Genomic DNA, 13,807 nt, shown 5'->3' with positions numbered 1-13,807 from the left:
CAGCCGTCGCCGAACCCGGCAAGGGCTGTCCGCATGCCCGACGGGGACTGCCCGAACGCCCGACGGCCCACCGCCGAAACGCCCGAGGCGGCCACCGGAAAGCGCGCCCAGGAAGCCCTACGGGGTGCCCGCACGAGCGCCGGCACCCCGTCAGAGCTGGTTCACCCCCGCGTTCACCCCCGCGAGGGGCACACGGTCAGCTGCAACCGCTGGTCGAGCCGCAGCCCTCGCAGACGTAGCAGCTGCCGGCGCGGCGCATCTTCGTGCCGCAGGAGAAGCACAGCGGGGCGTCCGCGTTCAGGCCCTGCTGGATCTCCAGCAGCTCCGTGGAGTTGTGCGCCTGCTTGGGGGCGGGCGCGGGGTCCGGCGTGGTGGTCGCGGCCTGCGGGGCGCTGGTCTGCCGCGGTGCCGACTGGGCCAGGCCCTCCACGTCGACGTCCTCGCCCTCCGGCTCGTAGGACCCGGTGTCCAGGTGCCGCTGGCGCTCCTCGGCGGAGTGGATGCCGAGCGCCGAGCGGGTCTCGAAGGGCAGGAAGTCCAGCGCCAGGCGGCGGAAGATGTAGTCGACGATCGACTGCGCCATCCGCACGTCCGGGTCGTCGGTCAGACCGGCCGGCTCGAAGCGCATGTTGGTGAACTTCGAGACGTAGGTCTCCAGCGGCACGCCGTACTGCAGGCCCACGGAGACGGCGATGGAGAAGGCGTCCATCATGCCCGCGAGGGTCGAGCCCTGCTTGGACATCTTCAGGAAGACCTCGCCGAGGCCGTCGTCCGGGTAGGAGTTGGCGGTCATGTAGCCCTCGGCACCGCCGACCGTGAAGGACGTGGTGATGCCGGGGCGGCCCTTGGGCAGCCGCTTGCGGACCGGGCGGTACTCGACGACCTTCTCGACCGCGGCGGCCGGTGCCTCGGTCGCGGCCGGCGCGGTCGCCGCCGCGCCGTCCTTCTTCTTCGCCGACAGCGGCTGGCCGACCTTGCAGTTGTCGCGGTAGATGGCCAGCGCCTTCAGGCCGAGCTTCCAGCCCTCGTAGTAGATCTCCTCGATCTCCTCGACGGTGGCCGACTCCGGCATGTTGACGGTCTTGCTGATCGCGCCGGACAGGAACGGCTGGGCGGCCGCCATCATGCGCACGTGGCCCATCGGCGAGATCGCCCGGTCGCCCATGGCGCAGTCGAAGACCTCGTAGTGCTCGGGCTTGAGGCCGGGGGCGTCCACCACGTTGCCGTGGTCGGCGATGTGGGCGACGATCGCCTCGACCTGCTCGGGCTGGTAGCCGAGCCGCTTGAGCGCCTTGGGCACCGTGTTGTTGACGATCTGCATCGAGCCGCCGCCGACCAGCTTCTTGAACTTGACCAGGGCCAGGTCCGGTTCGACGCCGGTGGTGTCGCAGTCCATCATCAGGCCGATGGTGCCGGTCGGGGCCAGCACGCTCGCCTGCGCGTTGCGGAAACCGTTCTTCTCGCCGAGCCGCAGCACGTCCTGCCACGCCTCGGTGGCCGCCGCCCAGACCGGGGTGTCCAGGTCGTCCATCCGGCGGGCGACCGCGTTGGCGTCCGAGTGCTGCTTCATGACGCGCTGGTGGGCGTCCGCGTTGCGGGCGTAACCGTCGTACTCGCCGACCACGGCGGCCAGTTCGGCGGAGCGCTTGTACGACGTACCGGTCATCAGGGAGGTGATGGCACCGGCGAGCGCGCGGCCGCCGTCGGAGTCGTAGGCGTGCCCGGTGGCCATCAGCAGCGCGCCGAGGTTGGCGTAGCCGATGCCCAGCTGGCGGAAGGCGCGGGTGGTCTCGCCGATCTTCTGGGTCGGGAAGTCCGCGAAGCAGATGGAGATGTCCATGGCGGTGATGACCAGCTCCACGACCTTGGCGAAGCGCTCGGCCTCGAAGGTCTGGTTGCCCTGGTCGTCGTCGCGCAGGAACTTCATCAGGTTGAGCGAGGCGAGGTTGCACGAGGAGTTGTCCAGGTGCATGTACTCGCTGCACGGGTTGGAGGCGGTGATGCGGCCCGACTCCGGCGAGGTGTGCCAGTGGTTGATCGTGTCGTCGTACTGGATGCCCGGGTCGGCGCACGCCCAGGCGGCCTCGGCCAGCTTGCGGAACAGCGCGCGGGCGTCCACCTCCTCGATGACCTCGTTGGTCAGACGGCCGCGCAGGCCGAACTTCTCGCCGTTCTCGTACGCCTTCATGAACGCGTCGTTGACGCGCACGGAGTTGTTGGCGTTCTGGTACTGGACGGACGTGATGTCGTCGCCGCCCAGGTCCATGTCGAAGCCCGCGTCACGCAGCGCGCGGATCTTCTCCTCCTCCTTCACCTTGGTCTCGATGAACGCCTCGACGTCCGGGTGGTCCACGTCGAGCACGACCATCTTGGCCGCGCGGCGGGTGGCGCCGCCCGACTTGATCGTTCCCGCGGACGCGTCCGCGCCGCGCATGAAGGACACCGGGCCCGAGGCGTTGCCGCCGGAGGAGAGCAGTTCCTTGGAGGAACGGATGCGCGAGAGGTTCAGGCCGGCGCCGGAGCCGCCCTTGAAGATCATGCCCTCTTCCTTGTACCAGTCGAGGATCGACTCCATGGAGTCCTCGACGGACAGGATGAAGCAGGCGCTGACCTGCTGCGGCTGCTTGGTGCCGACGTTGAACCAGACCGGCGAGTTGAAGCTGAAGACCTGGTGCAGCAGGGCGTACGCCAGCTCGTGCTCGAAGATCTCGGCGTCGGCCGGGGAGGCGAAGTAGCCGTACTTCTCGCCCGCCTCGCGGTAGGTCTTCACCACGCGGTCGATCAGCTGCCGCAGGCTGCTCTCGCGCTGCGGGGTGCCGACCGCGCCGCGGAAGTACTTGCTGGTGACGATGTTGACCGCGTTCACCGACCAGAAGTCGGGGAACTCCACGCCACGCTGCTCGAAGTTCACCGAGCCGTCGCGCCAGTTCGTCATGACGACGTCGCGCCGCTCCCAGACCACCTCGTCGTACGGGTGGGTGCCGGGCGTGGTGTGGATGCGTTCGACACGCAGTCCCTTCGCCGCCTTGTCGGCCGCCGCCTTGCCGCCCTTGGCGCGAGAGCGTGCCGAACCGCTCGCCGTCTCTGTCATGCCGCCTCCCTATACGGGCAAAACGCCCAGAAGTGCCGCGGTTCTTCCCGCGTCACGATGTTGTCTGCAGCCTCGGCACGCCCGGCGCCTCGGCACGTCTGTGTCGGTGTCCTGCTGTCTGACGCGGGGCGGGCGCCGCGGGGGCGCTCCGGGCCGCGTGGTCGTCAGCCGGTGGCCGGGCCGCCGGGGGCGGGGACCGCCGCACCCCCGTCGCCGCCGCGCCTGCCGGTGGGTGGCCGCTCCCGGGCCTGCTCCGGACACCGGCCGTCCTCGACGCGGGTGCCCATGGGGGTGCGGGCCGGATCGGCCGCGCCCGTGTCCTTCACGGCGATCCCGCCGCGGCTCGCGTCGCACCGGGCGCCCGCGCCGTTCGGCTGCTCCCCGGCGCCCGCCGGATCCTCGCCGCCCGCCGCTTCCGGGGTGCCCGCGTCACCGGCGGGTCCGGCGTCCACCGCGTTCCGCGCGCGCAGCTCGCCGATGGCCGCCTCGAAGTCGTCGAGGGTGTCGAAGGCCCGGTAGACGGACGCGAACCGCAGGTAGGCGACGAGATCGAGGTCCTGGAGCGGGCCGAGTATGGCGAGGCCGACGTCGTGCGTGGACAGCTCCGCGCTGCCGGTCGCCCGTACGGCCTCCTCGACGCGCTGGCCGAGCTGGGCGAGCGCGTCCTCGGTGACCGGGCGGCCCTGGCAGGCCTTGCGGACACCGGCGATGACCTTGTCGCGGCTGAAGGGTTCGGTGACCCCGCTGCGCTTGATCACCATGAGTGACGCCGTCTCGACGGTCGTGAAGCGCCGGCCGCAGTCGGGGCACTGGCGACGACGCCGGATCGACGTGCCGTCGTCCGTGGTGCGGCTGTCGACCACACGGCTGTCGGGGTGCCTGCAGAAGGGGCAGTGCATCTGATTCCCTCCTCACCCTCCGGCCGCACGCGTCACCGCCGCACGGTATGACCCAAGCGTCACAGAGACCTCAGGGGCCCCTGCGAACACAGCCCCAAGCATAGGCGATCCGCTGGGCGATGACGCCCCCGGGACCACAACCTGTAGGCCGACGCCGGACATCAAACCACTAGATGTGGGATGTGCGAGCGAGGAGCACCTGCGCGTGTCGCCACGGCGCGGCGCCTGCGAGCCTACGCGAGGCGGGCGTACGGTGTGCGGGCGGGCAGGGGGCGACGGGCCCGCGGCGGCGGGAGCGGAACGCGTCGGGGCCCGGAAGCCCGGCGGTCCACGCTCCGGCGCGACGGCGACTCGGCCGTATGACGGACGCGAAGCGGCTGCGCGGACGACGAGTGCGGCGGCGGCCCCGGCCCTCCCGACGCGGCCTCGCGCATCCCGGACTTCGTCACTCGGCGCGTTCGCCACGCGCGGTGGCGGTGGGGGTGCCGCACTCGTGCGCCGCGCGGGCGGGGATGATGGACCCGGTACGGGCGCGGGAGACGCGCCGGGGACGACAACAGGAGCGTCAACGGCGAATCTCGGTGCAATCACGGAATTCCCCAAAGGGCAATTCGGCGAGCTACACCCAGTAGCTTGATCGTGTCAGCGGATTCGTGAATTTTCACTCGAACGTGTGTTTGGCGCAACCTTTCGAAACCAACTACCGTTGTCTCACTAGGGAGAACACCAGAGAGGGGCCGCCGTGACCACCACCGCAGACAGTGCCACCATCACCGCCCAGGACCGCTCCCAGGACCGGCTCGACGCCATGACACAGATGACTTCCGTTACCTCAGTGAGCCCAGTGAATCCGATGAGCCCGGTGAATGACGAAACCTCCAAGCCGGCACGCGCGTTGCCCGGTCGTCCACCCGGGATCCGTGCCGACAGTTCCGGGCTCACCGACCGCCAGCGCAGGGTCATCGAGGTCATCCGGGATTCCGTCCAGCGCCGCGGCTACCCCCCCTCCATGCGGGAGATCGGCCAGGCGGTGGGCCTGTCCAGCACCTCGTCGGTGGCGCACCAACTGATGGCGCTGGAGCGCAAGGGCTTCCTGCGGCGCGACCCGCACCGGCCGCGCGCCTACGAGGTCCGCGGCTCGGACACCACGCACACCCAGCCCACGGACACCACGGGCAAGCCGTCCGCGTCCTACGTCCCGCTGGTCGGGCGAATCGCGGCGGGCGGGCCGATCCTGGCCGAGGAGTCCGTGGAGGACGTCTTCCCGCTGCCGCGTCAACTGGTGGGCGACGGCGAGCTGTTCGTGCTCAAGGTGGTCGGCGACTCGATGATCGAGGCCGCGATCTGCGACGGCGACTGGGTGACGGTCCGCCGCCAGCCGGTCGCGGAGAACGGCGACATCGTGGCCGCGATGATCGAGGGCGAGGCCACCGTCAAGCGCTTCAAGCGGGAGAACGGCCATGTGTGGCTGCTTCCGCACAACTCCGCGTACCAGCCCATCCCCGGCGACGACGCCACCATCCTGGGCAAGGTCGTGGCGGTGCTGCGGCGGGTCTGACCGGCCTCGCACGGGACCCCGGAACCTCGCGCCGGTTCCGGGGTCCTGTCGTGTGCGCGCAGACCCTGCGGGGCTGTCGTGTGCGCAGGTCCTGCGCGCCTGTCGTGTGCGCGGGTCCTCGGTGCCCTACGAGGCGTCCCGCGCCCTCGGTGCCCAGCGGCCTCCCGCGCGCTCTACGACGCGTCCGCCGCCGCCCCCGCGGTCTCGGCCGCCTCCGCGGTCTCGGCCGCCCCCGCGGTCTCGGCCGCCTCCGCCGTGACGCCGGACGTGACGGCCGAGATCGTCGCCTCCGGCCTCTCCGCCGCGTCCGCCGCCGCCGCGATGGCCGCCAGGGAGCGGCGGACCTGGGCGCGGTCCGTGGTGTACCAGAACTCCGGCATCGACGAGCGCAGGAATCCGCCGTACCGCGCGTTGGCCAGCCGGGGGTCGAGGACGGCGACCACCCCCCGGTCGCCGCTCGCCCGCACCAGCCGCCCGGCGCCCTGCGCCATCAGCAGCGCGGCATGGGTGGCCGCGACCGACATGAAGCCGTTGCCGCCCTTCTCCTCCACCGCCTTCTGCCGCGCGCTCATCAGCGGGTCGTCCGGCCGGGGGAACGGAATGCGGTCCATCACCACCAACTGGCAGTTGGGGCCCGGCACATCGACGCCCTGCCACAGCGACAGCGTGCCGAACAGACAGGTGGCCGCGTCGCCGGCGAACGTCTTGATCAGCTCGCCGAGCGTCTCCTCGCCCTGGAGCAGGATCGGGAAGTCCAGCCGCCCGCGCAGCGCCTCGGCCGCCGCCTGCGCGGCCCGCATCGAGGAGAACAGCCCGAGGGTGCGGCCCCCGGCCGCCTGGATCAGCTCGGCCAGCTCGTCCAGCATGTCGGTCCGTCCGCCCTCGCGTCCGGGCTGCGACAGATGGCGGGCGACGTAGAGGATGCCCTGCTTGCGATAGTCGAACGGCGAACCGACGTCCGTGCCGCGCCAGACCGGCAGGTCCTCCCCCTCGGTCCCCTCCGGCGCCAGCCCCAGCGAGGCCGCGACCCCGTTGAAGTCACCGCCGAGCTTGAGGGTGGCCGAGGTCAGCACGACCGACCGCTCGGTGAACAGCTTCTCGCGCAGCAGCCCGGCCACGGTGAGCGGCGCGACCCGCAGCGAGGCGCCGAAGCGGTCGTGCCGCTCGCACCACACCACGTCGTACTCCGAGCCCGCGAGCAGCCGTTCGGCGACGCCGTGCACGTTCTCGATGGCGGCCAGGGCCTGCTTGTACACCGCGTCCTCGTCCTGGACGGACTTGTCCCGTACGTCGCCGAGCGCGGTGATCACCAGGCGGCAGGCGTCGCGCAGCGAGGCCAGTACGTAGGCGAGGTCCTCCGGGATCTCCTCCAGGCGGCCGGGTAGCGCCAGCTCCATCAGGCGCTCGAAGCCCTCGGACGCGGTCTGGAGCGCGTCGGCGGCCTTCTCGTTGACCAGCCGGGCCGAGCGCTTGACCGCGCGGTTGACACCGCCGGGGGTCAGCTCGCCGGTGGCCACGCCGGTCACCCGGGAGACCAGTTCGTGGGCCTCGTCGACGATCAGCACCTCGTGCGGCGGCAGGACGGGAGCGCCCTCGATGGCGTCGATCGCGAGGAGCGCGTGGTTGGTGACGACGACGTCCGCGAGCTTGGCCCGCTCGCGGGCGGCCTCGGCGAAGCACTCGGCCCCGTAGGCGCACTTGCTCGCGCCCAGGCACTCGCGCGAGGTCACCGACACCTGCGCCCAGGCGCGGTCGGAGACACCAGGGGTGAGCGCGTCGCGGTCGCCGGTCTCGGTCTCGTCGGCCCAGTCCCGCAGCCGCACCAGGTCCTTGCCGAGTTTGCTGGTCGGTCCGCCCATCTGCTCCACCGGGTCGAACAGCCCGTCGTCCTCGTCGCTGGGCACCCCTTCGTGGAGGCGGTGCAGGCAGAGGTAGTTGGAGCGGCCCTTGAGCATCGCGTACTGCGGCTCTCGGCGCAGCAGCGGCCTGAGCGCCTCGACGGTGCGCGGCAGGTCGCGCTCCACGAGCTGGCGCTGGAGGGCGAGGGTCGCGGTGGCGACGACGACGCGTTCGCCGTGCGCCAGCGCCGGCACGAGGTAGCCGAGCGACTTGCCGGTGCCGGTGCCGGCCTGGACCAGCAGGTGGGAACCGTCGTTCACGGCGGTCTCGACGGCCTCGGCCATCGTGACCTGGCCGGGGCGTTCCACGCCGCCGACCGCTGTCACGGCGGCGTGGAGGAGTTCGGTGAGGGCGGGCTTGGTCATAGGTGTCCCACCCTACGCGGACCCACTGACAGCGGTCGCCGCGTTCGAACGATGACGGTCACGCACGCCGGTGACCGGCCCCCGCGCCCTCGCACGCCGACGACCGGGTCCGTCAGAGCAGCTCGCGCAGCGCCCGCTCGCGGATCATGAGAGCCGCGCGCTTGTCCGGCAGTTCGGTCTCCAGGGCGAAGCGGAAGCCGCCGGCGAGGAACGCGGCCACCGACGCGGTGTTGCGCAGGTCGGGCTCGGCGACCACGCGGGCGCAGGACGGGCGGCGGTCCAGCACGTGGTCGGCGACCGCCCGCAGCAGCACCGCGCCGGTGCCCCGGCCGCGGTCGGCGATGCGGCCGATCAGCAGGTGCAGGCCGGTGTCGTGGGGGCGGGCCGGGTAGTAGCGGGCGAGCGGGTCGAGGTCGGCGCGGTAGACCTCCCAGTAGCTCATCGGCGTCCCGTCGAGCACGCCCAGGCACGGGACGCTGCGGCCATCGCCGTCGAGCTGGGCGCGCAGGTGGGCCTCGGTCGTGCCGGGCGGGCCCGCGAGGTGCCAGTACTCCGCGACGGCCGGATCATTCATCCAGCCGGTCAGCAGCGCGAGGTCCCGTTCCACCTCGACGGGGACGAGGTGGAAGGCGCCGAGCGGCGTGGTCGCCGGCCCCCAGCCGGCGACGCCGTCCAGCGGGTCGTCGCCGCCGGGATCAGGAGGCTCCGCCGGAGCGGCGGCGGAGGGCACGGGGACGGAGGGGAGCGGGACGGGAGCGTGCAGGTCGAGGTCGAGCGTGTCCTCGCACCCGCCTGCCACCGCGGACGTGCCGGAACCCGTCCCGCCCGCGTCCCCTTCCCCGTCGGCCCCCCGCCCTTCCGCGCCCCGTCCGTCGGTCCTTGCGACGTCGCCGGCCCTTGCCTCGCCGGTCCTTGCGTCAGTGGGCGGCATCGTCGGCGCCCTCCTCGTGGTTCACGCCGCCGCGGTGGCGGCCAGTGGGTTGGGAATGGTGACGTAGACGGACTGGGTGGCCACCGGGCCCACGAGTTCGTCGAGACCGCGGACCCTCGTCAGGAGGTTGGCCTTGCAGCCCAGCACCGGGCTGTGCAGCAGGAGTTCGGGAAGTGACGAGGCCCCGGAGCGGGCGCGTTCGGCCAGGAAGCGGCGGAACGCGGCCAGCAGCACGCGTTCGTCCGCCAGTCCCTGCGCGCCGAAGGCACCGATCAGGCCGAGCACGTTGTTGACGCCCAGGTAGTACGCGAAGCGCTCGTCCGCGACGGCGTCGGGCACGAAGGTGTCGCTGACCTCGCCGATGCCGGGCAGCCGGGCGGCCAGCGCCGCGCGGTGCGACTCGCGGAAGTAGTAGCCCTGGTTGTCGCGGTAGCGGCCGCCCACCGGCCAGCCCTCGCCGTCCAGCACGACCAGGGTGTTCTGCTGGTGGGCCTCCAGCGCCACGCCTGCCTCGCCGTCCAGCCACAGCACCGGCCGGATCACGGCGTCCAGATAGCGCAGGAACCACTCGGTGGCCACCGCCGCGCCGGGACGGCCGGTGCGCGCGGTGAGCCGGGCGGTCAACTCGGCCAGTCGGGAACGCAGTTCGGTCGCGGGGCGGTCGGGACGGGGCCGGGGCGCGGTGAGCCCGGCCAGGCAGTACACGTCGTCCCCGTCGCCGAACGGCGCGTGGCGCAGCACCACGTCCAGGCCCGGCACCGGTTCGCCGTCCGGGGTGTCGACGGCGAGCCAGGCGGGGTCGCGCACGATGTCGAAACGCGGGTGGACGGCGTGCCACTGGGCGGCGAGGCCGCCGCGCAGCAGCCGGTGCACCTCGACGCCGCGCACGAGTTCCTTGCGGAGGTTCTCCCGGCGGGAGTTGGTGACCCGTACGGCGAGCGACAGCTTGAGCATCGCGGGGGCGCCGGGCCGGTGCACGGTGCGCAGCGAAGAGGTGGGGAACCACGGGTCGCCGTGCGGCCCGAGGTCGTGCAGGAGCCCGGCTTCCACCAGAGCCCGCACCTGGGGCCGGTGGCGCAGTTCGCGGGCCTGCCAGGGGTGCACCGGCAACGCCACCGTTCCCTCCGGCAACCGGGGCCCGCGGCCCGCGAGTTGGGCGGTGATCCGGGCGGCGGGCACCGGCCTGCCACGCTGCGTCCACGCGGAGTCGGTGGCCAGCACGGAGCGGTCGACGGCCATCCAGTGCAGCGCGAACGACCCGCGCGTCTCCGGTGACCAGGCGCGGGCCTCGGCGTCGGTGAATCCCTCGCGGCTCTTGGGCGTCGGGTGCAGCGGGTGGCCGAGCAGCAGCGCCTGTTCGCCGTCGAGGAACGCGGTGGTGCCCGCCGGTGGCGCGGGCCGGGCCCTGCGCTCCTCCAGGAACAGCGCGGTGCGGCGCACGGAGTCGGCGATCCGGGCGGCCAGATCGGCACCGTCGGCCGGTGCGGCACCGGACTCCCGGGCGAGCAGCGCGCCGAGGGTGACCGCGTCCAGGCAGGCCTCGGAGGCGACGCCCTCGACGGTGGGCGGGCCGAAGCGGTGGGTGCCGGCGAGCGACCAGTGGCGCACCGGCACCCGCAGCACGATGCCGGTCGCCGCCAGCGGGACGCGCAGGACGAGGCCGGTGGCGGACGTGGCCGTGCCGTCGCCGTCCTCGGGGCGCAGGCCGGTCTCGCGCACCCAGCAGCGCAGCAGGTTCTCGGTGGTGGCCGCGTCGGCCGCCGCGTGGGCGCCGGGCTGCTCCAGCGGGTCGTCCCCGGCGGCCCGGGGCGCGGGCACCGAGGGGGTGGGCTGGGTGCGGGTGGCGCCGTTCGGCGACGGCGTCGAGGGGTGGGCGGTCATCGCTGGGCTCCGTCGCAGGGGGTGGGGTCCGCCGCGCGGCGCTCGCGCCGGACGGCCCGTTCGGCCGCGTCGATGGCGTCGGCCAGCCGGTCCAGGACCGCTTCGGCCTGTTCGTCGGTGATGGTGAGCGGGGGCAGCAGCCGTACGACCGCACCGTGTCTGCCGCCGAGTTCGACGATCAGGCCGCGGCGCAGCGCCTCGGCCCGCACCGTGGCGGCGAGTCGCGGGTCCGCCGGCAGCGCGCCGTACTCGTCGCGTTCCGCCTCGGCGTCGACGAGTTCCACGCCGATCATCAGACCGCGACCGCGGACGTCGCCGACGCAGGGGTGGTGTGCGGCGAGCGAGCGCAGCCGGGTGAGCATGAGGGCACCGACCGAACCGGCGCGCTCGGCGAGCCGGTTGGCGGTGACGAACCGCAGCGTGGCCGTGCCCGCCGCCATCGCCAGCTGGTTGCCGCGGAAGGTGCCCGCGTGGGCGCCCGGCTCCCAGACGTCGAGGTCGTCGCGGTAGACGATGACGGCGAGCGGCAGGCTACCGCCGATCGCCTTGGACATCACCATCACGTCGGGCACGACGCCGCTGTGGTCGGTGCCCCAGAAGGCGCCGGTGCGACCGACGCCGGTCTGCACCTCGTCGGCGACGAGCGGGATGCCGCGCGCGGCGGTGATCTCCCGCATCCGGCGCAGCCACTCGTCCGGCGCGGGCACCACCCCGCCCTCCCCCTGCACCGGTTCGACCAGCATCGCGGCTGGGGGTTCGACGCCGCCGGCGGGGTCGTCCAGCAGGTTGGCGGTGAGCCGGGCGGACAACTCGGCGGCCTGCCGCCCCCCGACGCCGAACGGGCAGCGGTAGTCGTACGGATACGGCAGCCGCGTCACGCCGGTCGCGGCGGCGGGCGGGCGGGCCGCGGTGCCGCCGCTCGCGGCATGCGCGCCGCCGGTCATGCCGTGGTACGCGCCGCAGAAGGCGAGCAGGCCGTGCCGGCCGGTCGCGGTGCGGGTCAGCGTCAGCGCGGCCTCGACCGCGTCGGTGCCGGCCGGGCCGCAGAACTGCACCTTCGCGCGATCGGCCAGCGCGGGCGGCAGGGTCTCGAACAGGGCGGTGGTGAAGGCGTCCTTGACCGGGGTAGCGAGGTCGAGCGCGTGCAGCGGGGCGCCGGAGTCGAGGACCGACCGGATCGCCTCCAGCGCGACCGGGTGGTTGTGGCCGAGGGCCAGCGATCCGGCGCCGGACAGGCAGTCGAGGTAGCGGCGGCCGTCGGCGCCCTCGACGGTCATCCCCCGGGCGCGGACCGGGACGATGGGCAGCGAGCGCGCGTAGGTGCGGGCGGCGGACTCGCGGGCCGCCTGCCTGCGCAGGATGCCCTCGCCCGCCGCCTCGTCCCCGGGGCCCCGCGCGTCGCCCATGGCCTCGACGTCCGGGGCGGACGCGGCACCCGGGCCGGAGGACGCGGACGAGGCGGACGGAGCTTCGCCGGTCCCGCCCGGACGCGTGGGCGGGGCGCCGCCGGTGTCGTCCCCGTGAGCGGACGGTCCGCCGTGCGGCGGTGACGGGGCGATGGACGGCGGTCCGGCCACGAGGCGTTACCTCCCGGGTGGGTCGGCGTACTCGGCGACCCTGACGACGCTGACGACTTCGACGACGCTGACGACTGTGACGACGGAGGGCCCGCGGACCGGGCCTGCGCCGACCGGGACTCCCCCTCGGTATCAACGCGACGGCGATTGATCGGCAACGGGCGGGATTCCGATTCGTTCAGGGCGCGAACGCGAGTGCGCGGCGCGCGCGACGCGTGCGCCCGACGAGGTGTGCGCCCCCGCACGCGCCCGTCCGCCTCCCGGTGATCCCTCACACGGGAACCACAGCCCCGCCGCGCTCCGTCCTCAACCGCACCGGCATCATGGGAGCGCCCCAGCCGGGGCCATGACAAACGAGTAGCGAGCGGCGGCCTCCTCACAGCGTGCGGCGCCGCACACAGGGGGACAGACCCAATGCCACGCATCCGGGCGCGAATTCGCCGGTCGGCCCTCGCGGCGGTGGCCGTCACGGCGCTCGTCGCCGCGTCGGCCACCGCCTGCGGGCCCGACGGCAGCAGCGCCGACGCCAAGCCGAGTCCGGCCGCGACGGCCCCCTCTTCCACCACGTCCGCCACCACCGGCCCGCACCTGCCGAGCGATCTGCCCACCAGCTTGCAGGAGTTGCGCAAGTGGAAGCAGGGCGACTGGAAGAAGTGGGACCACTGGGCGCGCCAGGCGGCCGACTTCGCCAACCCGGTCATCAAGGACCTGTGGAAGCCGTCGCGCATGAGTGAGGCCAAGGACAGCCCCGACCAGGTACCCACCGGTGTCGGCCAGGACCAGGGCGTCACGGACCCGGCCCCGGCCAGGAAGCAGGCGCAGGCGGTGCCGACGCCGTACCACGCCAACGCGGCGCCGGTCGGCAAGGTGTTCTTCGACAGTCCCAGCGGCCCGATGGTCTGCTCCGGCACGGTCGTCGAGGACCCGGCACACCCCGGCAAGTCCGACCTGGTGTGGACGGCGGGCCATTGCGTGCACTCCGGCGCGAAGGGCGGCTGGTACCGCAACATCGCCTTCGTGCCGTCCTACAACGACGACGGTCTGTCCGCCGTCCAGACGCAGAACGCGCCGGAGTCCGAGGTGGCCCCGTACGGCGTGTGGTGGGCGGACTGGGCGCAGACCTCCAGCCAGTGGATCTCCACCGGCGCGGAGACCGGCGGCAGCGGCTCCCCTTACGACTTCGCGATCCTGCACGTGAAGCCGGAGAACGGCGGCGGCAAGTCGCTCCAGGAGACGGTCGGAGCGGCGCTCCCGGTGTGGTTCGACGCGCCCTCGGCGACGGCCATGTCCTCACTCGGTGCCTGGGGCTACCCGGCCGCGCCGCCCTACGACGGGCAGCGGATGTTCGACTGCGTCGACAAGCCGGGGCGGCTGTCGCTCGATCCGGCGGCGCCCACCGAGTACCGCATCGGCTGCTCGATGACCGGGGGTTCGTCGGGCGGCGGCTGGTTCGCCAAGGAGCCCGACGGGCAACTGGCGCTGGTGTCGAACACCTCGATCGGCCCGGCGGACAACTCCTGGCTGGCGGGCCCGCGCCTCGGCTCGGTCGCGCAGGGCGTCTTCGACGCGATCAGCGAGAAGTTCGCCGGCCGGTAGGCGTACGGCC

Annotated in this window: 7 protein-coding genes and 1 pseudogene; 2 read left to right on the top strand and 6 right to left on the bottom strand. The window is 73.2% G+C overall.

What is annotated here, in order from left to right; all coding sequences use genetic code 11:
- Positions 1-196 precede the first annotated feature (196 nt).
- Together CK485_RS03275 and nrdR are read right to left on the bottom strand one after the other, a co-directional pair.
- Entirely contained in the window at positions 197-3,091 is a 2,895-nt protein-coding gene (locus tag CK485_RS03275; RefSeq protein WP_109446718.1) for a vitamin B12-dependent ribonucleotide reductase, read from the bottom strand.
- Positions 3,092-3,555: 464 nt separating this feature from the next.
- Positions 3,556-3,990 (bottom strand): annotated as a pseudogene (nrdR, locus tag CK485_RS03270) (transcriptional regulator NrdR); the annotation flags it as partial.
- A gap of 742 nt (positions 3,991-4,732) precedes the next feature.
- Between nrdR and lexA the strand changes: the two are divergent.
- Complete coding sequence (lexA, locus tag CK485_RS03265) at positions 4,733-5,548, top strand: transcriptional repressor LexA (RefSeq protein ID WP_109446716.1); 816 nt, start codon at positions 4,733-4,735, stop codon at positions 5,546-5,548.
- 173 nt (positions 5,549-5,721) lie between these two features.
- Here lexA and CK485_RS03260 read toward each other — a convergent pair whose 3' ends face one another.
- From CK485_RS03260 to CK485_RS03245, 4 genes are all read right to left on the bottom strand, one after another.
- Positions 5,722-7,812 carry an ATP-dependent DNA helicase gene (locus CK485_RS03260; RefSeq protein ID WP_109446714.1) on the bottom strand — a complete coding sequence of 697 codons (2,091 nt, stop codon included), beginning with the start codon at positions 7,810-7,812 and terminating at the stop codon, positions 5,722-5,724.
- A gap of 112 nt (positions 7,813-7,924) precedes the next feature.
- Positions 7,925-8,743, bottom strand: coding sequence for a GNAT family N-acetyltransferase (locus tag CK485_RS03255; protein ID WP_109446712.1), 819 nt, complete (start codon positions 8,741-8,743; stop codon positions 7,925-7,927).
- Positions 8,744-8,764: 21 nt separating this feature from the next.
- Entirely contained in the window at positions 8,765-10,624 is a 1,860-nt protein-coding gene (locus CK485_RS03250; RefSeq protein WP_109446710.1) for an IucA/IucC family protein, read from the bottom strand.
- Positions 10,621-12,030 carry a diaminobutyrate--2-oxoglutarate transaminase family protein gene (locus CK485_RS03245; protein WP_109447526.1) on the bottom strand — a complete coding sequence of 470 codons (1,410 nt, stop codon included), beginning with the start codon at positions 12,028-12,030 and terminating at the stop codon, positions 10,621-10,623. Before CK485_RS03245 ends, CK485_RS03250 begins: the two co-directional genes overlap by 4 nt.
- 585 nt (positions 12,031-12,615) lie before the next feature.
- Between CK485_RS03245 and CK485_RS03240 the strand changes: the two genes are divergently transcribed.
- Positions 12,616-13,797 (top strand): hypothetical protein, encoded by a 1,182-nt coding sequence (locus tag CK485_RS03240; protein WP_109446708.1) that lies wholly within the window; start codon positions 12,616-12,618, stop codon positions 13,795-13,797.
- Positions 13,798-13,807: the final 10 nt, after the last annotated feature.

Origin of the sequence: Streptomyces sp. ICBB 8177 (assembly GCF_003144095.1) — a bacterium.
Taxonomy (GTDB): domain Bacteria; phylum Actinomycetota; class Actinomycetes; order Streptomycetales; family Streptomycetaceae; genus Streptantibioticus_D.
Note: the sequence above shows the minus strand (reverse complement) of the source record. Positions and strands in the feature narration are given on the sequence as shown.